The sequence below is a fragment of the Amycolatopsis nivea genome (assembly GCF_004522235.1).
GTDB lineage: Bacteria > Actinomycetota > Actinomycetes > Mycobacteriales > Pseudonocardiaceae > Amycolatopsis > Amycolatopsis nivea.
In genome coordinates this window covers 25,418-50,009 of the sequence record NZ_SDLT01000036.1, presented here as the reverse complement: position 1 = coordinate 50,009, position 24,592 = coordinate 25,418, and the positions used below count along the sequence as shown (strand labels likewise).

Here is a 24,592-nt window from a genome sequence, read left to right as displayed (position 1 = left end):
ATGTCCGACCCCCGCCTCCTGCCCGTCCTCCCGCTCGATGACGACGTCGTGCTGCCGGGCATGGTGGTCCCGCTCGACCTCGGCGACGCAGAGACCCGGGCCGCAGTGGAGTCCGCTCAAGCCAAGACCCCCGCGACCGCGTCGTTCCCCGGGATCCGCTCGGGCGCGGCGAGCAAGGCCGAAGTCCTGATCGTCCCGCGCGTGCACGGCGAGTACGCCGAACTGGGCACCGTCGCGACCGTCGAACGGATCGGCCGCGTTCCCGGCGGCAAGACCGCCGTGCTGCTCCGCGGCACCTCGCGCGCTTCCGTCGGCCGGATCGCCGACGGCCCCGGCGCGGCCCGCTGGGTGCACGCCGACGCCGCGGACGAAACCTCCGACGACCGCACCGCGCAGCTCGCCGCTGAGTACAAGGCCGTGGTCATCTCGGTGCTGCAGCAACGCGGCGGCTGGCAGATGATCGACGCCGTCCAGCAGGTCGAGGATCCGTCCGCGATCGCCGACCTGGCAGGCAACGCGCCGTACCTGTCCACCGACCAGAAGCTGGAGCTGCTGAGCGCGCTCGACGTCAGCGTCCGGCTGGAGAAGGCCCTCGAGTGGAGCCGGGAGTACCTGGCCGAGCTGGAGGTCACCGAGACCATCCGCAAGGACGTCGCGGACGGGATGGAGAAGCAGCAGAAGGAATTCCTGCTGCGCCGCCAGCTCGAAGCGATCCGCAAGGAACTGGGCGAACTCGACGGCACCGCCGCCGACGACGACTACCGCGCCCGGGTGGAAGCCGCCGACCTGCCGGACGAGGTGCGCAAGGCCGCGCTGGCCGAGGTCGACAAGCTGGAACGGACGTCCGAGCAGTCGCCCGAGGGCGGCTGGATCCGGACCTGGCTCGACACGGTGCTGGAGCTGCCGTGGAACGAGCGGACGGAGGACGTCTACGACATCGCCGCCGCGCGCGCCGTGCTCGACGCGGACCACGCGGGTCTGGACGACGTCAAGGAACGGATCATCGAGTACTTGGCCGTGCGCAAGCGCCGCGCGGAATCGGGCCTCGGCCCGGTCGGCGGACGGCGTTCCGGCGCGGTGCTGGCGCTCGCTGGCCCTCCCGGGGTCGGCAAGACGTCGCTGGGCGAATCGGTCGCGAAGGCGATGGGGCGCAAGTTCGTGCGCGTCGCTCTGGGCGGCATCCGGGACGAGGCGGAGATCCGCGGCCACCGGCGCACGTACGTCGGCGCTTTGCCCGGCCGGATCGTGCGAGCCATCAAGGAAGCCGGCTCGATGAACCCGGTCGTGCTGCTCGACGAGATCGACAAGGTCGGCGCCGATTACCGCGGCGACCCGACGGCCGCGCTGCTCGAAGTGCTGGACCCGGAACAGAACCACACGTTCCGCGACCACTACCTCGAGGTGGAGCTGGATCTGTCCGATGTGGTCTTCCTGGCGACGGCCAACGCGCTGGAAACCATCCCCGGCCCGCTGCTGGACCGGATGGAACTGGTGACGCTGGACGGTTACACCGAGCACGAGAAGGTCACCATCGCACGGGATCACCTGCTCCCCCGCGAACTCGAGCGAGCCGGTCTGGCGTCCGGTGACGTGGTGCTGACCGACGACGCGTTCAGCCGGATCGCCGCGGAGTACACCCGCGAGGCCGGAGTGCGCGACGCGAACCGGACGATCGCGAAGGTGCTGCGGAAGATCGCGACGAAGGTGGCTTTGGGTTCGGTCTCGCTGCCACTGTCGATTTCGGCGGAAGACCTGGAGACCTACCTCGGCCGCCCGCGGCACGTACCGGAATCGTCGCTGCCGACGGCGACCCAGCGGACGTCTTTGCCAGGCGTGGCAACGGGTTTGGCCGTCACCGGCGCGGGCGGAGACGTGCTGTACATCGAGGCGTCGCTGGCCGATCCGGAGAGCGGGGCGTCGGGACTGCAGCTGACCGGGCAGCTGGGTGACGTGATGAAGGAGTCGGTGCAGATCGCGCTGTCGTACCTGCGCTCGCACGGTGCGGAGCTGGAACTGCCGGTGGGAGACCTGCGAGAGCGGGGAATCCACGTACACGTCCCGGCGGGCGCGGTACCGAAGGACGGACCTTCGGCGGGCATCACAATGACGACCGCGCTGGCGTCACTGCTGTCGGGCCGGGTGGTCCGGGCCGATGTGGCGATGACCGGAGAGGTTTCGCTGACCGGGCGAGTGCTGCCGATCGGCGGGGTCAAGCAGAAACTGCTGGCCGCGCACCGGGCGGGCATGAAGACGGTGATCATCCCGCAGCGGAACGAGCCGGATCTGGATGACGTGCCGGCGGAGGTGCTGTCGCAGTTGGAGGTGCATCCGGTGGCGAATGTGCGGGAGGTGCTGGAGTTGGCTTTGACGCCAGCGTCTTCGGAGGTTCGGCAGGCGGCTTGACCGTAAGTCCGTGAAGGGCTCCTTGAAGGAATCTGATTCCCTCGAGGAGCCCTTCACGGCACGTCAGGAGAAGTCGACCTTCTCCCATTCGAAGCCTTCCACCCAAGACGATTCCTGCGCGGCAAAGCCGGTGAACGCCGTCACCACCTCCGCCAGGCTCCCGACCTCCGTGCGGTAATGCCGCTCCGGCGACCCGTCCCGGCGCTCCAGCGCGAACTTCCCCCGCGGAGCCGCCGCGAACTTGCCCTGTCCTATTTGGACATAGTGGTCACCGCGTTCCAAGACGGCATACCAATTCTTCGCCGACAACCGGCCCAGCGCCGCCTTGATCCCTGCTGCGTCAGGGTTTTCGACGCGGGAACCGTCGCACATGGTCAGGTCCAGCACGCTCGGCCGGTGCACCTCGCCGGTCTGCGGATTGAACACCGTCAAGCCGTGTTTTCGAGCCAGGTCAAGGACAACACGCGTCACCGCAACCGCGCGCGCGTGCTGGATCGCCAATACCGCGCCATCGCCGGAGACCTCGATCGCCGCGTTCCACGGAGACGCTTCGGGATCCTCGTGCAGTTCCGGGTATTTCGCGGTCAGGTCGCGGTAGAACCCGTCCAGCTCCGGAGCAGCCGAACCAGAGCTGTCGCAAAGGCTGGCGTAGCGGGCTTGCGGATCCTCGGCATCCCCAGCCCATACCCCCAGGTCGTAACTCACAAATTTCCCCTCCGGGTCAGCCCTGCGCCCCCGCGAGCAAGGCCACGTTCATCACGTACTCGCCATATCCGGACTTCGCCAATTTGGTGCCCAGCGCGTGGCATTCGTCCGCGCTGATGAAGCCCATCTTCAACGCGACCTCTTCCAGGCACGCGATCCGCACCCCGGTCCGGTGTTCCAGCACCTGCACGAACTGGCCGGCTTCCAGCAGCGAATCGTGCGTGCCGGTGTCGAGCCAGGCGAAACCGCGGCTCAGCTCGATCAGTTTCGCGCGGTCGCGGCGCAGGTAGGAGAGGTTGACGTCGGTGATCTCCAGCTCGCCGCGCGCGGAGGGCTTCAGGTTGCGGGAGATGTCGACGACCTCGTTGTCGTAGAAGTACAGCCCGGTGATCGCGTTGTTCGACCGCGGCTTCTCGGGCTTTTCCTCAATGGACAGCAGGGTGCCGTTCTCGTCGACCTCGCCGACGCCGTAGCGCTCGGGGTCCTTCACCTGGTAGCCGAACAGGACGCAGCCGTCCAGGTCGGTCGCGGCGGTGCGCAGGGTCGTGGAGAAGCCTTGGCCGTAGAAGATGTTGTCGCCGAGCACCAGCGCGACGGAATCGTCGCCGACGAAGTCCGCGCCGATCACGAACGCCTCGGCGAGACCGTTCGGGCTCGGCTGTTCCGCGAACGAGAAGGAGAGCCCGAACTGGCTGCCGTCGCCGAGCAGGCGGCGGAAGTTCGGCAGGTCGGCCGGGGTCGAGATGATCAGGATCTCCCGGATCCCGGCCAGCATGAGCACTGAGATCGGGTAGTAGATCATCGGTTTGTCGTAGACCGGCAGCAGCTGCTTCGACACGGCCTGCGTGATCGGATGCAGACGGGTTCCGCTGCCCCCGGCGAGCACGATGCCCTTCACAGCCCCTCCTCAATGCGGTGGTGGTGTTCACCGTACCGAGTGAGCATGGAGGCCGTCCGGGGCTTCGCACAACTCAGAAAGCCGGACCTTTCCCGAAGAACGCCTGGCAGCCGTGCGCGTACTCGGTGGCGATCTCCAGCACGTTCTTCCCGCCGTCGACCGGCAGCACGGTGGACGAATAGTTGGGGCAGTAGTTGTTGTAGATGCCGCTGATGTGGACCGGCGCGGGCAGTTCGTACCAGTTGCCGGCGCCGAAGTTGTCGTTGGCCAGCAGCGTCTGCCCGTTTCCGGCCACCGGGGCGCCGTCGGCGGTCGTGTAGATCTGGCCGACCATCACCAGCCGCACGCCGTTCGGGCCGCCGGGGAACAGCGTGGTGGTCTGGGCGTGCTGGAAGTAGTTGCCGCTCGCGGTGTTCACCCTGGTGCCGGGATCGGCCGGATCGCCCCAGTTCGCGCCGTCCGCGGAGATTTTGTAATACGGATCGCAGTAGCGGTCGCGGTAGTTGCAGATCTCGTAGCCGAACCAGTACCGGCCGTCGGGCAGCCTGCGGATGATCGGCATGCCCGGACGCACCCGGGACGGTCCGATGGCCATGGTGAGCTGCTTGGTGCCCCAGTTGATCCCGTCGGTCGAGGCGACGCGGTTGAGCACCTGGCCGTACTTCGGGGCCTGCGTCTCGTCGGCGTAGTGCAGCCAGAGCGTGCCGCCGGCGTCCACAGTGAACTCCGGTTCCCAGACGCCGTCGTGGTTGTGCGAGAGCGCGGCCTCGGACAGGTACCGCCAGTTGTGCCCGCCGTCGCGGCTGGCCCACACCTTGATCCCCATCCGGCGCTGCGGCCCCGCGTCCTGCCGGTAGGTCGCCGCCCACAGCAGCGTGCCCGCCCGCAGGCGACCGACCCGCTGCGGCAGTTCGTAGAGGGTTCCGCAGCATTGGCCGGACCGGGCGTCGGAGTCGCGGATCTCGCCGATCTGGTGGAAGCTCGCGCCTTCGTCGGTGCTCTCGAGGATCGGCGCGAACCGGCCGTTGCCGTCCTCGCTGGTCAGCGACGCGATGATGTTCCCGCGCCCGAACGGCGAGTGCTCCAGCCGGATCAGCCGCGGGTACGAGCCGAAGCCGGGGACGAGCAGCTTCCGGTCGGCGGCTTCCGCGACCGGCGCGATCGCGGTCACGAGGACCGCCAGCGAGGTGAGGAAAGCAAGCACGGGAGTCCAACGGCGCATCCAGAAACTCCTCTCACGACCAGCCGGGCGATTACACCACGTGGTCGCGTCGCCACCATCGATTTCGCCTGGTCACCCGCGTGAGTCCACCCCTTCGAGGAGATCACTGGGCTGTTCAGGGCGCCCGTTTCGTAACGACTGGGCGGAGCGTGACGAAAGATCATCCGGAGGCCCGTCGGGGCAAGCGAGGGGGAATCATGCGCCGCACCGCAGTGCGTCTGGCCGCCGTCTGCGCGGCGGTAGCGCTCACCGCGTCGTGCTCACTGCAGCCGAGCGGCATCGGGGCGATCGCGTACCCGATGGAAGACGAACCCGGCGACTCCCCCGCGCCGGTGCTGCCTCCGCCGCCGCGTCCGGAGAAGCCACGCCTCGCCGAGAACCCGACGGAGACCCATCAGGGCAAGAACAACGCGACCGTGCCGCTGACCTGGCCGTCCGGGGTGGCGGGATTCCTCACCTTCGACTGTCCGAAGTGCACCGGGCACATCGCGGTGACGACCGACGGCACCGAAAGCCTGCTGGTCAACGACGGCGACGCCTACCACGGGACGGCCTGGTTCAACGTCTCCCCCGGCGGCAAATCGGTGCACACGCTGACGGTCGAGGCGAAGGGCGCGTGGACCGCGACGATCACCGATTACCGCGGAGTGCCGCCTGTCGAACCGGGCAAGCCGTACAACGGCCACGGAGACGCGGTCCTCGCGGTGCCGCCAGGGATGGTGACGGGGAAGTTCTTCACGGGCTCGAAGGGCTCGAACGGAGTCTGGGTGCTGGCGGACGGCTACCCGCACCTGGCGGTGAACCACATCGGCCAGACCACCGAGGAGTTCCCTCTCGAAGGACCCACGTATGTGGCAGTGGAGACGTTCGAGGCGGATTGGACCTTCACCGCCTGGTGAGGTGCTGCGGACGTGTTGGCGTCCGCAGCACCTGTAGGTCACCGGTAGTTGGTGAACTGCAGCGCGATCTCGAAGTCCTTGCCCTTCAGCAACGAGATCACCTCCTGCAGCTGGTCCTTCTTCTTGCCCGACACCCGCAGCTGGTCGCCCTGGATCTGGGCCTGGACGCCCTTCGGGCCCTCGTCGCGGATGAACTTCGCGATCTGCTTCGCCTTGTCCGACGCGATGCCCTGCAGGATCTTGCCGCTGATCTTGTAAATCTTGCCGGAGATCGCGGGCTCGCCTGCCTCGAAGGCCTTCAGCGAGATGTTCCGCTTGATCAGCTTCTCCTTGAAGACCTCCACCGCCGCGAGGGCGCGCTCTTCGGTCTCCGACTCGATCGCGATGGCTTCCTCGCCGGACCAGCTGATGCCGGTTCCGGTGCCGCGGAAGTCGAACCGCGTGCCCAGTTCCTTGCTGGCCTGGTTGAGCGCGTTGTCCACCTCCTGGCGGTCGACCTTGCTCACCACGTCGAAAGAGGGATCCGCCACGTGTCCTCACACCTTGTCTCAGCTCGTCAGGGACCCCCAGCGTAGCGCCGGGGGATCCCGGTTGACCGGCCGTCCGGACCGTTGGGTATCCTTCTTCCCGGCCGGTTCGCCCGGCCATGGCAGGTTACCCAAGCGGCCAAAGGGATCTGACTGTAAATCAGACGGCTCAGCCTTCGGGGGTTCGAATCCCTCACCTGCCACACCTGCCACATCACCCCCGTGACCAGCACGAACCGGTCACGGGGGTGATTTCGTGCTGCATGGTCGAGCGCATCTGATTCCGGTTGGGCGTGCATTGGCCGCGGCGCACGGCGGCGCGGAAGTCACCGCGAGCCTTCGCGACGCGTACGGCTTCCGCTCAATGGCCCCGCTGGGCCGTGTGCATCAAATCCCAGTGCCCGACGCCGCGACGGTGCAGGACGGGCTCTGTACCGGGCACACGAACGCGTCGTAGGGCGCGGTGCATGAGTCAAGCAACTGCCGATGATCGGACCAGTCATGGCGACACCATCGCGCGACGCACAGCGCGGTCACCTGGCTCGCACCTGCATCATGCAGCGCAACCGCAGCCGATTGGACGGTTCCTCCGGTCGTCCAGGTATCGTCGACCAGGAGGATTCTCTTGCCCGCAACCCTGTCAAGGGCAGATTCAGGAACTGAAAACCTGTCTGGCACGATCGTGCGCTTAGGCGCATCAATACCCACGCCTAGATGCAGCCTGAACCTGTTCTTGGATCCATTGCACAAGGCGACGTTGCGAGCAAGTTCCGCGACCGGATGCTCCGGACCCGGCCGACTTTTCGACGGGACGAAAGTGACCGAATCCCAGGCCTCCCCGGAACCCTGCCCCGCAATACACCGCCAATGTATGTAAGTCGCGGCAAGAATCATCATCGCGAGGTCTTCGGCACATTTTTCCGCTGGCGGAATCGATTTGTACTCTCGCACATGGTGAGCCGATTGATGTAATCCAGGCGCATAGCCTCGCGCGTACGCAAGGATCGCCACCTGATTGGCGAGCCTGTCGCCGAACTCATCTCGATGCCCCGCACATTTACCGCAGACTACCTCCGTGGCCGGTCCGGCACAGACCTGACATGCGACGCCCGGATCCTTGCGAACGTTATGAAAGAAGCCGCCCACGCGACGCGTGAGGGCCGCGCGAAGCCTCTCCGCAACAGGATCAGCCGGACTCATCGAACGATGAGCTCCCTAAACTGACTAAGCTCATCGCCCGCAGATGCGGCATCCATCGCCATACTGACCGCTTCATGCTCACTTGTCGCATGAAATACACCAGGCTGGTCAAGCAAGGCGATTCCCCACTTAGTCGCATCGAGCACAGAACTAGTCAGGATAACCGGACGACCGTGAGCCACCGCAACCCGAGCTTGAATGCGCGCCCCACTGTGCTCTCCAGCTTCGACGACGATAGTGGCCATTCCATACGCGCTCATTGTTGCGTTACGCATGGGGAATGTTTGCTTACTGGGCGGAGCATCCGGCCAAAACTGCGATAGAATCAGGCCGTCGCTGTCAATAATTCTCTGCCGAAGCTCAGCGTTCTCCGCCGGATAGACTTTCCGGATCCCGGTGCCCACGACCGCGACCGTGCGCCCGCCAGCTTCCAGGGTCGATTCGTGCGCGGCAGAGTCGATGCCCCTGGCCAGGCCGCTCAGGACCGATACTCCTCGCCGCGACAGCTCGGCGGCAACGTTCCGCGCAAACGCAAGCCCCCGAACAGACGCGTTTCGCGAGCCTACGACCGATATGCCACGGTCGTAGGCTCGGAGCGCACCCTGCGCGAACAGGACCGGCGGAAGCTGGTGAACCTCTCGAAGCTGGGCGGGGTACCGCTCATCCTTGAAGGTCATGAACTCGAAGTCGGCGTTCCGCCATCGCCGGACGTCCGCGCGAGCGGCATCCAACAGCTCCTCGGGACTTGACCCCCGTCCGGCCATGCTAAACAGACCGGCGGGGTAGAACTCGTCCCAGAGCCGCATGGCACTCCCGCACTCAGCAACTCGCGCCGTGATATGCGACCAGCTCAGACCATCCGGGCGCGCGCGAAGCAACGCAACCAGGGCGCTCCGCTCCTCGTCGTCCCACTCGTCCATGGCGGCCAGCTTAAAGCCATGCGCTCCGTTCACCTCGCCCCTCGCTCCCCTGATGCGTCACCCTGAGACTGAAATCTCGATTCTATCGAACATATGAGCGAAGAGAGTATCGGGAGAGCGGCAATTACACGGTCGGGGGCCAAGTCCGCCTGATCCTGACAAAGTAACCGCCCCATCGCTCCGCGGCCGCACACTCAACAACCCCACAGGTCAAAGCAAGCTTTCCGCTGGCCAACAGAGCAGACAACTCAGCCGTCCCGGGTTCGGATCCCGCACTGCCACACCGCCAGAACGGCCCCGGTGCCGAGTCACGCGGCTGTTCTCGACTGCTCGTCAATTTACGACCCTGCCACAAGCCCGGACTTGACCCTCCTGCGACAGGAGGCTCCACCCTCTCCCCATGAACGAATTTCGCGGCCCGGTTCCCACCCCCGCCTACGACGCGGTGTCTCCGGGCAACTATCTCGGCTTCTACGGGATGCCGATGTTCCCCAACGTGCCCACCTCCGACCTCGATGCCTCCACGGACTTCTGGCTTCGCGGGCTCGGCTTCGACAACCTGTTCACCTTGCCCGGCCAGATCGTGCATCTGCGGCGCTGGGCGTTTCAGGACGTCCTGCTCAAGCCCGGGACCCCAGCGACCCCGAGTGAAGTCAGCATCAGTTTCTCCTGCGTGCTCAGCGAACTCGACGAAATCGCCAAGCGGTGTGAGGAAATTACGCCGGGGTGCACTAGCGGGCCGGAGTTGATGCCGTGGAACTCGCGGGAGTTGACGGTCGTCACGCCGGAGGGCACGAGGGTCGTGATGACCGCGGCGGAGCCGATCGATCCCGACGGGCCCGTCGCGGAGGGGATGCGTGCTGTGGGGATCGACGTCCCGCGGTCGTGAGCTGCGACACTGAGGTCGTGACCGAGCAAGACGGCCTTACTGTCGGACGCACGGCGACGCTGGTCGGCGTGAGTGTCAAAACCCTGCATCACTGGGACGCCGTCGCCCTGGTGCGTCCGAGCGGGCGCACCAGGGCCGGCTACCGGGTGTACTCCGCCGAGGACATCGCGCGGTTGCATCGGGTGCTCGTGTACCGCGAGCTCGGCTTTCCGCTGTCCGAGATCGGGCGGCTGCTGGACGACCCGACCGCCGACGCGCACGCGCATCTGACTCGGCAGCGGCGCGAGCTGCGCGACCGGATCGCGCGGCTGGAGCACATGGCGTCCGCGGTGGACCGGATGGCGGCGGCGACCCGGGGCGGGATGCAGTTGACGGCGGAGCAGCAGGTCGAGATCTTCGGGTCCGAGTGGGATCCGGAGTGGGTCGACGAGGCCGCGGAGCGCTGGGGCGACACGCGGCAGTGGGCGGAGTACCGCGAGCGGACCACCGAACTGACCCCGCAGGACTGGCAGGAGGCCGCGGCCGAGCACGAGACGCTCCACGCGGACCTGGCGGCGGCGCGGCGGGCGGGGGTCGAGCCTGGGTCGGCGGAGGCGAACACGCTCGCGGAGCGGCATCGGGCGACCTTGTCGCGGTACTTCGACTGCACGCATTCGATGCAGGTGTGTCTCGGGCGGAAGTTCGTGGAGGAAGCCGGATACACGGAGTACTACGACGCGTTGGCGCCTGGTCTCGCGGGCTGGCTGCGCGACGTGATCTTCGCCAACGCGATCGTGCACGGGGTGGATCCGGCTACCGCGGAATGGGAGTAACGCGGGTCAGCGGCCGCGGGCCATCTCCTCGAGCCGCCGGATCCGGTCCTCGATCGGCGGGTGCGTCGAGAACATCTTGCTCAGCCCGGCCCCGGGCCGGAACGGGTTCGCGATCATCAGATGCGACTGCGAAACCACCGCCGGTTCGGGGGCGAGCGGCGCGGCCCGGGTCCCCCGCTCCAGCTTCCGCAACGCCGAGGCCAGCGCCAGCGGATCACCGGTCAGCTCAGCCCCGGAAGCATCCGCCTGGTACTCCCGCGACCGGCTCACCGCCATCTTCACCACCCCGGCCGCGATCGGGCCGATCAAGACCAGCAGCAGCGACATGAACGGGTTGCCCTCGCGGTCGTTCCCGCCGAAGAAGAACGCGATGTTCGCCAGCACGCTGACCACACTCGCCAGCGCCCCGGCGACGCACGAGATCAGGATGTCCCGGTTGTACACATGCGACAGCTCGTGCCCGAGCACCGCACGCAACTCGCGCTCGTCGAGCAGCTCCAGGATCCCAGTGGTGCAGCACACAGCCGCGTGCTGCGGGTTGCGCCCGGTCGCGAAGGCGTTGGGCGCCGCGGTGGGGCTCACGTACAGCGAGGGCATCGGCTGCCGCGCGGACGTCGCCAGCTCCCGCACGATCCGGTACATCGCGGGCTGCTCGACCTCCGACACCGGCCGCGCGTGCATCGCGCGCAGGGCCATTTTCTCGGAGTTGAAGTAGGCATAGGCGTTCATCCCCAGCGCCACGATCAGGCCGATCACCAGGGCGCCGCGGCCGAACAATCCGCTGATCCCGACGATGATCGCGGAGAGCAGACCGAGCAGCATCGCCGTCTTCAGCCCGTTGTGGTGCTTGTGCACGCGCGCTTGCCTCCGTCCGCTCTGGCAGGTGCCGCAAGGTGGGTTACTCACTGGAAACAACGCGATCGGGGGACGCGAAGTTCCTTCAGCCGATCCTCGTCCGGGTTAGGGTCGGCGGGCAACCCAACCGACCGGGGCAGGTGAGCGATGCGCGGTTCCCAGTGGTCCCGGAGAGGGCTGTTCGGCCTGGTCAGCGCGGGTGCGGCGGCACTGCTCGGCGGTACCGCGGGGGCGTCCGGGCGGGTCACCAGCGTGCAGGTCGGCGGGACGCTTGCGGCGCTCGCGGTGAGTCCGGTCACCGGGCTCGTGTACGCCGCCGACCAGGCGTCCGGCATGGTCGTCGTGCTCGATCCGGACGCGGCGAGGGTCGTGGCCGCGCTCGCGGTGGGCGGGGAACCGAGCGATGTGGCGGTGGACGCCGAGCGGATCTACGTCGCCAATCCGGCCGGCGGCACAGTGCTCGCCTTCGACAGCCAGACGCACCGGTTCCTGAGCGCCGTCAGCGCGGGGGCGGGGGCGTCGGCGCTCGCGATCGATCCGCAGGCCAACCTCGTATACGCGGTGAGCGGCAAGACCGGCACGTTCGCGGTGCTGGACAGCATCAGTCTCACTCAGCAGGACCTGCTGCCCGCGCCGAAGCCGGGCCTCGCCGGAATCGCGCTCGACCGCGGCCGACGGCGCGCCTACTGCACCAGCCCGAACACGAACTCGGTCGAGATCTGCGACCTTGACGCGGGCGCGTTCACCGCGAGCGTTCCGGTGGGTGCGTCTCCTACCGGGATCGACGTCCACGAACTGAGCGGATCGGTGTTCGTGGCGAACTCGGCGATCCACCATATGTCCATTGTGGACGGCTCGGCGCGGGCGCAGGTGAAGACGGTGCTGCTACGCAGCGAAGCTTCGTCGCTCGCGGTGCATCAGGGCAGCGATGTCGTGTACACCAACGGCGGGCAAAATGGACTGTCCCGCGTGGACGGACAAACCGGGACCCTGAACGGCGAACTGAGTCTCGGGGTGAATCCGGGCGCCGTGGCGGTGGATCAGCGCACGCGCACGGTGTACGTGACCGATCCGCTGCACGGCACGGTCAACGTGGTGCGCGATTTCTGACTGCGCACATGAAGTTACTCCAGGTATACGGTGTCGGGTATGGAACTTGGCCTCCAGGTGCCCGACTTCACGCTGCCGGGAGGGACTGCCGCGCTCGGCGGCGAACTCGCCGAGGCGGTGCGGGCGGCGGACGACGCCGGGTTCGCGTATCTCGCGGTGATGGACCACTTCTTCCAGATTCCCAGCGTCGGTCCGAGCGATCACCCCATGCTTGAGGCGTACACGACGCTCGGCTACTTCGCCGCGCACACCCGGCGCGCGAAACTGTTCACCTACGTCACTGGCGCGATTTACCGGCATCCCGGCCTGCTCGCGAAAGCGGTCACCACGCTCGACGTGCTCTCCGGCGGGCGGGCCATGCTCGGCATCGGAGCCGGGTGGAACGAGGAAGAAGCCCGCGGTCTCGGCTTCCCGTTTCCCTCCACCTCGGAACGGTTCGAGCTGCTCGAAGAGAACCTGCGGTATGTCCGGCAAATGTGGGACGAGGACGAAAAACCGTTCTCCAGCAAGCATTTCACCGCCGAAAGACTGCTCAACAGTCCACAGCCGCCGCACCGGCCGCCGATCATGGTCGGCGGCGGGGGCGAGAAGAAGACGCTGCGGCTCGTCGCAAAGTACGGCGACTTCTGCAACATCGGCAACGGCCCGGATCTCGAACGGAAGCTCGACGTGCTCAAGCGGCACTGCGAAACCGAGGGCCGCGACTACGCCGAGATCGCCACGACCGTTTACCACTACCTGGACATCGGTCCGTCCGGGGAGAAAACCGGCGAATTTCTCGCCGAGGCGCGGCGGCTGCACCGGCTCGGCGTGCACGCCGTGATCGGCCCGCTGCCCGGCGGCCTGGATCGGGACCGGATCGAGATTTTCGCGCAAGACATCATTCCGGCGGTTAAGGAGTTGGCATGAAACTCGGGTTGCACCTGGCTCAGCAGACCTGGCCGAACGGCCCGGCGGCGCTCGGCGCGGACCTGGCGCGGGTGGCGCGGACCGCGGACGAGGCCGGGTTCGAATACCTGTCGGTGATGGACCATTTCTTCCAGATTTCGAGCTACGGCCCGCCCGAGCACGAAATGCTGGAAGCCTGGACCACGCTCGGCTTCCTGGCCGCGCACACCGAGCGCGTCAAGCTGCTCACGCTCGTCACCGGCGTCATCTACCGCCACCCCGGGCTGCTCGCGAAGGCGGCGACGACGCTCGACGTGCTGTCCGGCGGGCGGGCGATCCTCGGCATCGGGGCAGGCTGGAACGAGGAGGAATCCCGCGCGCTCGGGTTCCGATTCCCGCCGATGAAGGAGCGGTTCGAACAGCTCGAGGACGCGCTCCGGTACGTCCACCAGATGTGGTCGGACAGCGACGAACCGTTCACCGGAACGCATTTCAGCGGCGAGCGGCTGCTCAACAGCCCGCAGCCGATCCAGCGTCCGCATCCGCCGATCATGATCGGGGGCAGCGGCGAGAAGAAGACCCTGCGGTTCGTCGCGCAATACGGCGACATCTGCAATTTGCTGCCCAACGCGGACCTTCCGCGCAAACTGGAAGTCCTGAAGCAGCACTGCGAGGACGTCGGCCGCGACTACTCCGAGATCACGAAAACCGCTTCGCTGCGGCTCGACACCGGCGAAAACGGCGAGAAAACCGGGGAACTGCTGGACGAACTCGGCCGGCTGTCGGAGCTCGGGTTCACCGTCGCGACCGGCTGGGCACACGGCGTGCCGGACCCGGCGGTGCTCGAACGGTTCGCCACCGAAGTGATCCCGGCGGCGGAAAAACTGTGATCCACTGACGAACGGGTGGCGGCTGCGCCGTCCGGCTCCGGCCGCCCACCCGTTCGTCCCAGCACCTCGCGGCATTCCGCCGCTGTCATGGTCTCGGTTCCGAATCGACTCCGGCGACGTTCCCGGCACGCTGTAACGACGGCCGGGCGCGGATCGACCTGCCCTACGCAGATCGCGCATCCGAGTCGGAGGAGCCTGGCACATGACCACATGTCGACTCTGCGGTTCGGAAAGAACCGCCAGCGTGGTCGACCTCGGCGCGACCCCGCCGTGCGAACGGTTCCTGACCGCCGCGCAGCTGGCCGAACCCGAACCGACTTTTCCGCTGCATCTCGAAGTGTGCACCGAATGCTGGCTCGCGCAGCTCCCGCCGTTGCTCGATCCGGCCGACACTTTCACCGATTACGCGTATTTCTCGTCTTTTTCCACCTCGTGGGTCGAGCACGCGAAACGGTTCACCGATACCGCGGTCGAGCGGCTCGGGCTGACCGACCGGTCTTTCGTCGTCGAGGTCGCGAGCAACGACGGTTACCTCCTGAAGCACGTCGTGGAACGCGGAATCCGTTGTCTCGGCGTGGAACCTTCGGTGAACGTCGGGCAGGCCGCCCGCGAGGCCGGGGTACCGACGCACACCGCGTTCCTCTCCGAGGAGACCGGCCGCGAGGTGCGCGCCGAACACGGTCCGGCCGACCTGGTCGTAGCGAACAACGTCTACGCCCACATCCCGGACATCCGCGGGTTCACCCACGGGCTGCGGGCGCTCGTCGCGAACGACGGCTGGGTGTCGATCGAGGTGCAGCATCTGCTCACACTGATCGAAAAGAACCAGTACGACACGATCTACCACGAGCATTTCCAGTACTACACCGTCGAATCCGCGCGGCGGGCGCTGGCGGCGGGCGGGCTGACCGTCGTCGACGTCGAACTCCTTCCCACGCACGGCGGGTCGATCCGGCTCTGGGCACGGCCTGAGGAAGCCGCCGGGGAGCCGAGCGCACGGATGGTCGACGTCCTGGCACGGGAGAAGGCCGCCGGGCTGCACGAGCTGTCCGGGTACACCGAATTCGCCGACCGGGTCACCCGCGTCCGGCTCGAATTGCTCGAATTTCTCCTCGCCGCCCGGAAATCCGGGAAAACGGTCGTCGGGTACGGCGCGCCCGGCAAGGGCAACACCCTGCTCAACCACTGCGGCATCCGCCCGGACCTGCTGGCCTACACGGTGGACCGCAATCCGTACAAGCACGGCCGGTTCACGCCGGGCACCCGGATCCCGGTCGTGGAACCGGACCGGATCGCCGCCGACCGGCCGGACTACGTGCTCGTCCTGCCCTGGAACCTGCGGGACGAACTGACCGAGCAGCTTTCCTACGTCGGCGCGTGGGGCGGCAAGCTCGTCTTCCCGATTCCGCGCCTGGAAATCGTCGAGGTGGCAGTGAAGTGAAGGTCGTTCTGTTCTGCGGCGGTTACGGCATGCGCATGCGCAACGGCACCGACGACGATCTGCCGAAACCGATGGCCGCGGTCGGCCCCCGGCCGCTGATCTGGCACGTCATGCGCTACTACGCCCACTTCGGGCACACCGAGTTCGTCCTGTGCCTCGGGTACGGGGCGCACCACATCAAGAATTTCTTCCTCGACTACCGCGAGACCGAGTCCAACGACTTCGTGCTCCGCGACGGCCGGGTCGAACTGCTGTCGACAGACATCAGCGACTGGTCGATTTCCTTCGTGCAGACCGGAATCGAATCTCCCATCGGGGAGCGGCTGCGGCGCGTGCGCCCCTATCTCGAGGGCGAGGAGATGTTCCTCGCCAACTACGCCGACGTCCTGACCGACGCGCCGCTCGACGAGATGATCACGCGATTCGCGGCCACCGACGCGGGCGCCTCGATGATGGTCGTCCCGCCCGAGTCGACCTTCCACTGCGTCGAACTCGCCCCGGACGGACGCGTCGGCGGGATCACCCCGGTGAGCGAGATGCCGCTGTGGTCCAACGGCGGTTATTTCGTTCTCCGGCAGGAGGTTTTCGACCACATCCCGGAGAACGGCGACCTCGTGGCCGACGGGTGCGTCGGGCTGGCGAAGGAGGGCAAGCTGCTCGGCTATCCGTACCGCGGGTTCTGGAAACCTACCGACACGGTCAAGGAACGGCTCTCGCTCAACGCCGCCTACGCGCACGGGGACCGGCCCTGGATGCTCTGGGAAACCGCACGGGCAGGACGCTGATGCGGGCGCTGCTTCCCGAAGTCTGTTCGGAGATCGCGGTGCTGGGCGCGCACTGCGACGACATCGCGATCGGCGCCGGCGGGAGCCTCCTCGAACTGTGCCGGGCCAACCCGGGCGTACGCGTGACCGCGCTCGTGCTGTCCGGGGCAGGCACGCCGCGGGAAGCCGAAGAACGTGCCGCGCTGGAGGCGTTCTGTCCGAAAGCGGAGGTGGCGGTGACCGTCCTGGACCTCCGCGACGGACGGCTTCCGGCGCAATGGGACCTGGCCAAGGACGCGCTCGAGGCGGTGCGCCGGAACTGCGAACCGGACCTGGTGTTCGCCCCGGCCGCCCACGACGCGCACCAGGACCACCGCGGGCTGGCGAAACTCGTGCCGACCGCGTTCCGCGACCACCTGATCCTCGGCTACGAAATCCTGAAGTGGGAGTCCGACCTCGCGCAGCCGACGGTCTTCTTCCCGCTGAGCGAGGAAACCGTCCAGGAGAAAAGCGAGTTGCTCGCCGCGCACTACCCGTCGCAGCACGGGAGGGGCTGGTTCGACCACGAGGCGTTCGCCGGGCTCGCCCGGGTGCGCGGCGTGCAGTGCCAGCAGCGGTACGCCGAGGCCTTCCACGCACCGAAACTGACGATCGCGGCAGCCCGCGGCTCCGCTACGGAATGAGATGAGGAAGACCCGTGCGCGTACTTCTGACCGGACACCTCGGCTACCTCGGCACGGTCATGGCGCCCGTCCTCGCCGCCGCGGGCCACGACATCGTCGGCCTTGATTCGGGCCTGTACTCGACCTGTGTGCTCGGTCCAGCGGTCAACGACCCCAAGGCGGTGAGCGTCGACCTGCGCGATGTTCGCCCCGAGCACGTCGCGGGCTTCGACGCGGTGATCCACCTCGCCGCGCTGTCCAACGACCCGCTCGGCGCGCTGGACCCGGAAATCACCTACGCGATCAACCACCGCGCCTCGACCCGGCTGGCGCAGTTGGCCAAGGACGCCGGTGTGCGGCGTTTCCTTTACGCGTCAACGTGTTCGGTCTACGGGGCCAGCGGAAACGACGGTCTGGTGGACGAGGAAGCGCCGCTGCGGCCGGTGACGCCGTACGCCGAATCGAAGGTGCGGGTCGAAGACGATCTGCTCGGCCTCGCCGACGACGACTTCAGCCCGGTTTTCCTGCGCAACGCCACCGCTTTCGGCTTCTCCCCGCGGCTCCGTGCGGACATCGTGCTGAACAACCTGGTCGGCCACGCGATCCTGACCAACACGGTGAAGGTGCTGTCGGACGGCACGCCCTGGCGTCCGCTGGTGCACGCCCAGGACATCGCCACCGCTTTCGCCGCGGCGCTGACCGCTCCCCGCGACGCAGTGCACGCGAAGGCGTTCAACGTCGGCACCGAGGCCAACAACCTGCGGGTTTCCGAGATCGCCGAAGCCGTCGTGGAAGCGGTTCCGGGAGCCGACCTGCAGATCGCCGGCGAGGCCGGTGCGGACCCACGGTCCTACCGGGTCGACTTCAGCCGGATCCGCGCCGCACTGCCGGAGTTCACGTGCGCCTGGACGGTGCCCGCCGGGGCCCGCGAACTCGCGGACGCCTACCGGCGGCATCACCTCACCCAGGCCGCCTTCGACCAGCGGCTCACCCGGCTCGCCCACCTCTCGGTCCGCCGGGCGGACGGCACGCTGGGCCCGGACCTGCGGCCGCGAGCCCAATGACGTCACCCCCGGACGCTCGCGACCAGANACGCTGGGCCCGGACCTGCGGCCGCGAGCCCAATGACGTCACCCCCGGACGCTCGCGACCAGATCAGCCCACGTCCCGGCAGCCGCGTCGCGCGCGCTGAGCAGCGTGACCGGCAGCGGCCACTCGATCGCCAAGTCCGGGTCGTCGTAGCGCACCGCCAGGTCCTCGGCCGGATCGTGCGGGCGGTCGATCCGGTAGCAGACATCGGCGTACTCCGTGAGCACCTGGAACCCCGATGGAACATACAGGCGCCCGGACCTGCGGCCGCGAATCCAGTGACGTCATCCCCGGACGCTCGCGACCAGGTCAGCCCACGTCCCGGCAGCCGCGTCGCGCGCGCTGAGCAGCGTGACCGCAAGCGGCCACTCGATCGCCAACTCCGGGTCGTCATACCGCACCGCCAGATCCTCGGCCGGATCGTGCGGGCGGTCGATCCGATAGCAGACATCGGCGTACTCCGTGAGCACCTGGAACCCGTGCAGGAAGCCCGGCGGAACGTACAGGTGCGCGAACTCCACGTCGTCGAGCCGGAACGCCTGTTGCCTGCCGAACGTCGCGGACCCGGGGCGGATGTCCACGAGCACGTCGTGCACCGCGCCGCGCGCGCATCGCACCAGTTTCGCCTCGCCGCGGCCGGACCGGCCGTGCATGCCTCGCAGGACTCCCGATCGCGAGCGCGACTGGGAGTCCTGCTGGAACGTTTCGGCGGCCAGGCCGTGTTCGGCGGCGATCTTCGTGTCGAACGTCCGGGTGAAGAGGCCGCGGTCGTCGTGATGCGGTTCCGGCACGAACACCAGTACTCCGGCAAGCGCACAAGATTCGACTCTCATTCGCCCATTTTCCCCCTGGAAGGACTCTCGCGGTGACCTCGCCACGCTGCCGCTGGTGCCGATCGGCGGACGGCGCCGTGGTGCTCGACCTCGGCCCACAACCGCCAGCCGATCATTTCCCGGCGCTCTCCGAGCCGGGCCCGGACGTCGTCTTCCCGCTCCGGATGTGGTTGTGCGCCGGATGCGGGCTCGCGCAGCTCGCCGAGGACGAGACCAAACCGGACGAACCGCGCGGAGTCGAACCGGCCGCGCTGGTCGAGCAGGCGGCGGACGCGGTCAGCCGCGCCGCGGGAATGCTGCCCGCCAGCGGCACTGTCCGCGAATACGGCAGCCCGCACGGTGGTTCGTGGCTTTCCTTGCTCGGCGCGCGCGGGCTCACCCCGGTGTCCGACGGGAACGCTGACGTGATCGTCGACTGTTTCGGTCTCATGCACGAACCCGACCAGCAGGCCGCTTTGCAGGCCCGCGTGGCCGGACTGGCCGACGACGGCGTGCTGCTGCTGCAATTCCATTCGCTGGCCTCGATTCTGCGCGAAGGACAGTGGAACGCGTTGCGGCACGGTCACTACGCGTACTACTCGACGCCGGTCCTCGTCGAAATGCTGCGTGCGGCCGGGCTCGTCGCCCGCTCCGCGTTCCGGTTCGATCTTTACGGCGGAACGATTCTCTTGGCCGCCGGCCGCGGCGGAGAACCGGACAGCTCGGTGCGGACGCTCGTCGCCGAAGAAGCCGATTCCGGCGTGACTGAGCCGAAAATCGTTGCCGGCCTGCAGCAAGCGGCGGTCCGCAACGCGGGTTCCGTCGCTGCCTGGCTCGAAGAGCAATTGGCCGCCGGTCAACGCGTGCTCGGGTACGGCGCCGCTTCCCGTGCGGTCGCACAGCTGTGCCGGGCAGGCGTCACCCGCGACCTGCTCCCGGCCATCGCCGACGCCTCGGCAGCCAAACAGGGCCGGCGGATGCCGTCGAGCGAAATCCCGATCATCCCGCCCGCGGAACTGGTCGAGGCTCGTCCCGACGCGGTCCTGCTCTTCCTCCCCGACTTGCTGACCGAGGTCCGGAGGCAGTTCCCCCAGGTCGAGGCGGCGGGCGGGCGATGGGTGCCCGCCGACGCGCTCGAAAACGGTTAACGCACCGTCGTGGCCACGCGGAGCACGTCGTCGGCGACCCTCCCCCACGAATGCCGCGCGATCACCTCAGGAGCAGTGGCCAGCACGCGTTCGTAAACGCCGTCGTCCGCCAGCAGACCGGCGATCACGCCCGCCAGTTCGCGGGGATCGTCCGAACCGATCAGGTCGCCGTTCTCCCCCGCGCGGACGATCTCCGGCATCGCGCAATCCCGCCTCGCCACGCATGGCAGCCCGTGCGCGAGCGCTTCCACCAATGCGATGCCGTACCCCTCGAACCGGCTGGGCATCACGAACAAATCGTGTGTCCGGTAAAGCATTCGCACCTGCTCGACCGGAATCCGGCCGAGGAATTCGACGCCCGCGGGCACCGGGCCGGGCAATGGCCATTCCTTGGGGCCCACCACGGTGAGCGTCAGTTCCGGGTCCGATTCCGCGCGCAATACCGCGAGCGCCTTGACGACCACATCGCCCGCCTTGGTGGAAAAGTCTTTTCCCACGAACAACAGCCGGCGCCGCGGCCCCTCCCGATGCCGGGCTACGGGGCCGTCCGGCAGTCCGTTGGCCGCGGGCGGGACCACGTGCACCTTGTCCCGCGGCACCCCCGACACGCGCACCAGATGGTCCGCCAGCCATTGACTCATCGTCAGCAATCCGGCGGCTTCGCGGTAGATCCGGTGCTGCCGGTCGCGCAGCCGGCCGAGCGCGGCCCGGTCGAGACCGGGAAAGTGCAGGGCACGGCCGCTTTCGGTGTCGAGGCGTTCGAGAAGGATGTCGAAGCTGGAGTCCTGGTAGAGCAGGAACGGCGTGTCGGTGCGGGCGAGGTCGCCGATCTGCAGCACGACGTCGGGACGGAGCTTGCGTTCGGCTGCCCGGAGTTTCGTCCCGGCGAGCGCCATGGTCAGCGGCAGGTGCTTCCAGTGGCTGCCCCAGCGGCCTTCGTGGCGGTGCGCGCCGAGGCCCCGCAGCGCCGACCGGACCGGGAGCGACCACTCCAGCCCGAGGTCGACGACGGCAGCCCGCTCGCGCAGCGCCGCGCGAAGGTTCCACGGCGTGTGCGACCACGTCCCCTGCGGAGGGCGGTCCCAGGCGCACGCGAACCCGATCTTCGGCGTGGTCACGATTCGATGCCTTTCCGGAAGACGGAAGGTTCCGATGTCACATCCGGGCAGCCGGGTGCGACAACCAAATGACGCCGGACTGCGATTCGGCACCGCCGACAGCATAAGAAACGCAGGAGGTGAGGGGAACTCCGATGGACTTGCTCGCAATCTTCCAGGTCGCTCTCCGTCGCTGGCTCATCCTCGTCCCCGCGCTCGTCGTCTCCGCAGTCGTGTGCTGGATCCTGGCCAGCAGCGTGTCCCCCACCTACGAGGTGGACGGGGCGCTCAAGGTCAGCTATCCCTTCGCCGCCACCGCCGACCAGTCGGCCCGGCTCCAGAGCAACCCGTACTACGACACCGCCGCGACCGCGCTCGTGCTCGGCCAGCTGGCGAAGTCGCCGGACGTCGCCGCCGCGATCACCGCGGCCGGAGGCACCGCCAAGTACCAGATCGACGACAGCGGCAAGGCGGTGCTCACGGTCACCGTGACCGACCCCGGCCGGCAGAACACGCTCACCACCTACCGCGCGATCGCGGCACAGCTCGCGAAACGGCTCGACGATTTGCAGGCGCAGAAACAGATCCCGGGCCCGTTCCGGGTGACGGTCGATGACGTCGTGCAACCGCAGGACGCCGCGGTCTCGCACAGCAACCAGCTCAAGACCGCCTTGGCCGCCGGTGCGCTCGGGGTCATCCTGTCCCTGACCGCGTGCGTGGTCGTGGAACTGCGTTCGCGCAAACGCCCGGCCCGCCCGGCCGTCCCGGAAGCCCAGTCCGGTCACCCGCCGGAGAGCCACCGCGGCGAACTGCCGGTGGACCCGCGACCCGAGCGGGCGGACCGAGTGGCCACGCCCGTCCGCGGGCCCGGCGTCGCGGAACCCGTCCGGCACGGCGAGGAAACCGCCCGTTTGCTGCCGGTGACCGCGCCGGCGAACGCTGAGGAGAGCGACGGAGGCAAGACCGGCACCCGGAGTCCGCTCGGCCGGCGCGGCTGATGAGCCAGCGTCCCCTCGACTCGCTCACCGGCCGCGGCATCGCGCGCTTCAGCGCCGACCTCGCCGGGCGGCCGATCCTGCGGGCGATCTGCGCGGCCGCCGCGCTCGCGCTGCTGGCCGTCCCGATCATCGCGCCGACGATGACGCCCTTCGTCGTCGTGGTCATCATCGTGTCCGCGCTCTGGCTGAACGCCCGCCGCGACGAGCAAACCGCGCTCGCCATCCTGTTCGCGCTGACCTTTCTCGTCCCGGCGTCGCTGATCATCAATCCGCTCGGGCAGATCGGGGTGCCCGGGTTGATCGTGGCGGCACTGCTGCTGGTGCTCTGGTGCTACGGGCGGGTCGACAGTTCGCTCGGCACCGACCGGGGACGGCAGCCGATGCGGATCGTCTGCCTCATTTTCGTCGGGGTCGTCCTCGCCAGCTACATCGCCGGTCAGCTGCGCGGCCTTTCGCCGCTGGAGGCGTCGGCCTCCGACGCCTCGCTGTTCGGCGAGGCATGCGCGATGGGCCTGTTGCTCTTCGTCACCGACACCCTGCGCGACATCGGCGGCGTCACCCGCTTCCTGCGGCTGATCGTGATCGCCTGCGGGCTGCTCGCGGTCAGCGCGCTGCTCCAGTTCTTCGGAGTCGTCGACCTCTACCAGCAGCTCCGGCTGCCCGGGTTGACCTTCCATTTCACCGAGGACGTCGACGCGCTCGCCCGGTCCGGTTTCCACCGGGTGCAAGGGCTGGCCGGCCATCCGATCGAGTACGCCGTGGTGCTCGGCATGGCGACCCCGATCGCGTTGCACCTCGCGCTGACCGCGCCGAAGGAGTGCCGAGTGCGGTGGTGGGCGATGTTCGTGCTCATCGCCGGGTGCATGCCGCTGTCGGTGTCCCGGTCCGGGGTGCTGACCGCAGGGGTCGCGATGGCGGTGTACCTGCTCAGCGTCCGGTTGCGGATGGTGTTCAACCTGATTCCGTTCGCGATCGCCGGGCTGGTCGGCATGAGCGCGGTGGTGCCGGGGCTGCTCGGCAGTCTCCGCAGCATCTTGCTGCCCAGCACCCTGGCGACCGACCCGAGCATCCAGGGCCGCACCGACGACTACACCGCGGTGTTCACGGTCTGGCACGACCATCCGCTGCTCGGCCTCGGCGTCGGCACCTACATTCCCAAGCTGTACCGGATCTTGGACAACGAGTACCTGTTCACGCTCGCCACGATGGGCGCGCTCGGAGTGGCCGCCGAACTCGCGATCCTCGCCACCGGTTACTCGCTCGCCCGGCGGGTGCACCGCACTGTCGCCGACCCGGCCGTGCGCAGCCTCGCCCAGGCCCTCGCCGCCTCGATCGCCGCCGCCGCGGTCGGCGCGTTCACCTTCGACGCGTTCGGCTACAAGATCATGTTCGTGATGACGTTCAGCCTGCTCGGCGCGGCCGCCGCGCTGTGGCGGATCGCCGTCCGGGACCGCTCGGTCCGGCCGCTCGAGAGCGTCCGATGAACCGGCTGGCGGCAGCCGCCTGCGCCGGAGCCGTCCTGCTGGCGGCCGCGGCGTGCGTGGCCACCGCCCAGCCCGCCGCGCCGCCTGCCGCGACGACACCGTCCGCCAGTCCGGCGCCGACGACGATCGGGGCACCGCCGTCCGAGTCGTTGCGCCCGACCGGCTCGCTCAACGCCGACCAGCCGGGGCAAGTCCTCGACGGGCTCGACGTGCGCGGCGCGGTGACGGTGTCCGCACCGGGTGTGGTGATTCAGCGCAGCCGCTTCACCGGCACCGGTGCCGACTACTTCGCGATCACCACGACCGGCGCGGGATCGGTGACGATCCGCAACGTCACTATCACCGGGGACTACCGCAGCGCGGCGATCGCTTTCCACAACTGGACCGCGGAACGGGTCGACATCTCAGGCATGACGCACGACGGCGTGAAGCTGGGCAACAACGTCCGCCTCGCGGACTCGTGGATCCACGACTTCGCCCCGGCACCGGGCGCGCACTCCGACGGGGCGCAGTCGGACCACCTCGCGGGCTCAATTCTGGTGGAAGACAACGTGATCGATCCCGGCACGGCCGAGGAGGTCACCTCGGCGATTATCCTGTCCTCGTCTCCGGACCCGACCCCCGCGGTGGCGGGCCCGGTGACGATTCGCGACAACGTGCTCGGCGGCGGGGCGAACACGCTCTACCACAATCCGGACTACCCGGACGTCGAGATCACTGGGAACACGTTCCGGCGCGACTACCGGTACCAGCCGATCTACCCGGGCCCGCCACCGAAGGTGTTCTCCGGCAACCGTTTTCCGGACGGGACCGCGGTTTCGTGGCCTCCTCCCGATTCCTGACCGGCGTTCGTAACGGCAGCGCCGCCCGCGACGACCG

24 protein-coding genes, 1 tRNA gene and 1 pseudogene are annotated in these 24,592 nt (G+C 68.1%); 16 read left to right on the top strand and 10 right to left on the bottom strand.

Annotation, left to right across the window (positions count from 1 at the left end; genetic code table 11):
* On the top strand, positions 1-2,403 hold the full coding sequence (lon, locus tag EIZ44_RS33245; RefSeq protein WP_134733090.1) for an endopeptidase La: 2,403 nt from the start codon (positions 1-3) through the stop codon (positions 2,401-2,403).
* Positions 2,404-2,466: 63 nt separating this feature from the next.
* Here the strand turns inward: lon and EIZ44_RS33240 are convergent, their stop codons facing one another.
* The 3 genes from EIZ44_RS33240 to EIZ44_RS33230 form a co-directional block, all read right to left on the bottom strand.
* Entirely contained in the window at positions 2,467-3,108 is a 642-nt protein-coding gene (locus EIZ44_RS33240; protein ID WP_134733088.1) for a hypothetical protein, read from the bottom strand.
* Positions 3,109-3,124: 16 nt separating this feature from the next.
* Positions 3,125-4,006 (bottom strand): glucose-1-phosphate thymidylyltransferase RfbA, encoded by an 882-nt coding sequence (rfbA, locus tag EIZ44_RS33235; RefSeq protein ID WP_037816316.1) that lies wholly within the window; start codon positions 4,004-4,006, stop codon positions 3,125-3,127.
* Positions 4,007-4,079: 73 nt separating this feature from the next.
* Positions 4,080-5,228, bottom strand: a complete 1,149-nt coding sequence (locus EIZ44_RS33230; RefSeq protein ID WP_134733086.1) for an exo-alpha-sialidase — start codon at positions 5,226-5,228, stop codon at positions 4,080-4,082.
* A gap of 197 nt (positions 5,229-5,425) precedes the next feature.
* Here EIZ44_RS33230 and EIZ44_RS33225 point away from each other — a divergent pair, with 197 nt between their 5' ends.
* A complete protein-coding gene (locus EIZ44_RS33225) occupies positions 5,426-6,127 on the top strand; it encodes a hypothetical protein (protein WP_134663722.1) in 702 nt (233 codons plus the stop codon).
* 38 nt (positions 6,128-6,165) lie between these two features.
* Here the strand turns inward: EIZ44_RS33225 and EIZ44_RS33220 are convergent, their stop codons facing one another.
* Complete coding sequence (locus EIZ44_RS33220) at positions 6,166-6,657, bottom strand: YajQ family cyclic di-GMP-binding protein (RefSeq protein ID WP_009072171.1); 492 nt, start codon at positions 6,655-6,657, stop codon at positions 6,166-6,168.
* A gap of 118 nt (positions 6,658-6,775) precedes the next feature.
* Here EIZ44_RS33220 and EIZ44_RS33215 point away from each other — a divergent pair.
* Positions 6,776-6,857 (top strand) — tRNA-Tyr (locus tag EIZ44_RS33215).
* A 184-nt stretch (positions 6,858-7,041) separates the two neighbouring features.
* Here EIZ44_RS33215 and EIZ44_RS45235 read toward each other — a convergent pair.
* Both EIZ44_RS45235 and EIZ44_RS33205 read right to left on the bottom strand, forming a co-directional pair.
* A complete protein-coding gene (locus tag EIZ44_RS45235) occupies positions 7,042-7,548 on the bottom strand; it encodes a ComF family protein (RefSeq protein ID WP_238608196.1) in 507 nt (168 codons plus the stop codon).
* A 302-nt stretch (positions 7,549-7,850) separates the two neighbouring features.
* A complete protein-coding gene (locus tag EIZ44_RS33205; RefSeq protein ID WP_037816320.1) occupies positions 7,851-8,774 on the bottom strand; it encodes a DNA-processing protein DprA in 924 nt (307 codons plus the stop codon).
* Between the two features lie 400 nt (positions 8,775-9,174).
* Here EIZ44_RS33205 and EIZ44_RS33200 point away from each other — a divergent pair, with 400 nt between their 5' ends.
* The gene (locus EIZ44_RS33200) at positions 9,175-9,663 is read left to right on the top strand and encodes a VOC family protein (RefSeq protein ID WP_134733084.1); all 489 of its coding nucleotides are present in this window, start codon (positions 9,175-9,177) and stop codon (positions 9,661-9,663) included.
* Positions 9,664-9,680: 17 nt separating this feature from the next.
* Positions 9,681-10,475, top strand: coding sequence for a MerR family transcriptional regulator (locus EIZ44_RS33195; RefSeq protein ID WP_037816472.1), 795 nt, complete (start codon positions 9,681-9,683; stop codon positions 10,473-10,475).
* Positions 10,476-10,481: 6 nt separating this feature from the next.
* Here the strand turns inward: EIZ44_RS33195 and htpX are convergent, their stop codons facing one another.
* Entirely contained in the window at positions 10,482-11,330 is an 849-nt protein-coding gene (gene htpX / locus EIZ44_RS33190) for a zinc metalloprotease HtpX (protein ID WP_037816322.1), read from the bottom strand.
* Positions 11,331-11,477: 147 nt separating this feature from the next.
* On the opposite strand from htpX, the gene EIZ44_RS33185 reads away from it, so the two are divergent.
* The 7 genes from EIZ44_RS33185 (at position 11,478) to EIZ44_RS33155 (ending at position 18,149) form a co-directional block, all read left to right on the top strand.
* Positions 11,478-12,440 carry a YncE family protein gene (locus tag EIZ44_RS33185; RefSeq protein WP_134733082.1) on the top strand — a complete coding sequence of 321 codons (963 nt, stop codon included), beginning with the start codon at positions 11,478-11,480 and terminating at the stop codon, positions 12,438-12,440.
* A gap of 39 nt (positions 12,441-12,479) precedes the next feature.
* Positions 12,480-13,349 carry an LLM class F420-dependent oxidoreductase gene (locus EIZ44_RS33180; RefSeq protein ID WP_134733080.1) on the top strand — a complete coding sequence of 290 codons (870 nt, stop codon included), beginning with the start codon at positions 12,480-12,482 and terminating at the stop codon, positions 13,347-13,349.
* A complete protein-coding gene (locus tag EIZ44_RS33175; protein WP_037816326.1) occupies positions 13,346-14,218 on the top strand; it encodes an LLM class F420-dependent oxidoreductase in 873 nt (290 codons plus the stop codon). Before EIZ44_RS33180 ends, EIZ44_RS33175 begins: the two co-directional genes overlap by 4 nt.
* Before the next feature lie 202 nt (positions 14,219-14,420).
* Positions 14,421-15,659, top strand: coding sequence for a class I SAM-dependent methyltransferase (locus EIZ44_RS33170; protein WP_134733078.1), 1,239 nt, complete (start codon positions 14,421-14,423; stop codon positions 15,657-15,659).
* Positions 15,656-16,444 carry a glycosyltransferase family protein gene (locus EIZ44_RS33165; protein ID WP_037816329.1) on the top strand — a complete coding sequence of 263 codons (789 nt, stop codon included), beginning with the start codon at positions 15,656-15,658 and terminating at the stop codon, positions 16,442-16,444. The genes EIZ44_RS33170 and EIZ44_RS33165 overlap by 4 nt, the downstream gene beginning before the upstream one ends.
* Positions 16,444-17,106, top strand: a complete 663-nt coding sequence (locus EIZ44_RS33160) for a PIG-L deacetylase family protein (protein WP_134733076.1) — start codon at positions 16,444-16,446, stop codon at positions 17,104-17,106. The genes EIZ44_RS33165 and EIZ44_RS33160 overlap by 1 nt, the downstream gene beginning before the upstream one ends.
* Before the next feature lie 14 nt (positions 17,107-17,120).
* Positions 17,121-18,149: an NAD-dependent epimerase/dehydratase family protein gene (locus EIZ44_RS33155; protein WP_134733074.1), complete on the top strand. Its 1,029-nt coding sequence runs from the start codon at positions 17,121-17,123 to the stop codon at positions 18,147-18,149.
* A 66-nt stretch (positions 18,150-18,215) separates the two neighbouring features.
* Here the strand turns inward: EIZ44_RS33155 and EIZ44_RS33150 are convergent.
* Together EIZ44_RS33150 and EIZ44_RS33145 are read right to left on the bottom strand one after the other, a co-directional pair.
* A pseudogene (locus EIZ44_RS33150) lies at positions 18,216-18,413 on the bottom strand (dTDP-4-dehydrorhamnose 3,5-epimerase family protein); the annotation flags it as partial.
* A gap of 45 nt (positions 18,414-18,458) precedes the next feature.
* A complete protein-coding gene (locus EIZ44_RS33145) occupies positions 18,459-19,007 on the bottom strand; it encodes a dTDP-4-dehydrorhamnose 3,5-epimerase family protein (protein ID WP_134733072.1) in 549 nt (182 codons plus the stop codon).
* A 32-nt stretch (positions 19,008-19,039) separates the two neighbouring features.
* On the opposite strand from EIZ44_RS33145, the gene EIZ44_RS33140 reads away from it, so the two are divergent.
* Positions 19,040-20,134, top strand: coding sequence for a class I SAM-dependent methyltransferase (locus tag EIZ44_RS33140; protein ID WP_037816333.1), 1,095 nt, complete (start codon positions 19,040-19,042; stop codon positions 20,132-20,134).
* On the opposite strand, the gene EIZ44_RS33135 is transcribed toward EIZ44_RS33140, so the two are convergent.
* Positions 20,131-21,252: a glycosyltransferase family 4 protein gene (locus tag EIZ44_RS33135; protein WP_037816334.1), complete on the bottom strand. Its 1,122-nt coding sequence runs from the start codon at positions 21,250-21,252 to the stop codon at positions 20,131-20,133. The genes EIZ44_RS33140 and EIZ44_RS33135 overlap by 4 nt on opposite strands.
* 134 nt (positions 21,253-21,386) lie before the next feature.
* On the opposite strand from EIZ44_RS33135, the gene EIZ44_RS33130 reads away from it, so the two are divergent.
* Genes EIZ44_RS33130 through EIZ44_RS33120 form a run of 3 tightly spaced genes read left to right on the top strand, consistent with a single transcriptional unit; the run spans position 21,387 to position 24,555 of the window.
* Positions 21,387-22,229: a YveK family protein gene (locus EIZ44_RS33130; protein ID WP_037816336.1), complete on the top strand. Its 843-nt coding sequence runs from the start codon at positions 21,387-21,389 to the stop codon at positions 22,227-22,229.
* Positions 22,229-23,713, top strand: coding sequence for an O-antigen ligase family protein (locus tag EIZ44_RS33125; RefSeq protein ID WP_037816337.1), 1,485 nt, complete (start codon positions 22,229-22,231; stop codon positions 23,711-23,713). Before EIZ44_RS33130 ends, EIZ44_RS33125 begins: the two co-directional genes overlap by 1 nt.
* Positions 23,710-24,555, top strand: coding sequence for a right-handed parallel beta-helix repeat-containing protein (locus tag EIZ44_RS33120; RefSeq protein WP_037816338.1), 846 nt, complete (start codon positions 23,710-23,712; stop codon positions 24,553-24,555). The genes EIZ44_RS33125 and EIZ44_RS33120 overlap by 4 nt, the downstream gene beginning before the upstream one ends.
* Positions 24,556-24,592: the final 37 nt, after the last annotated feature.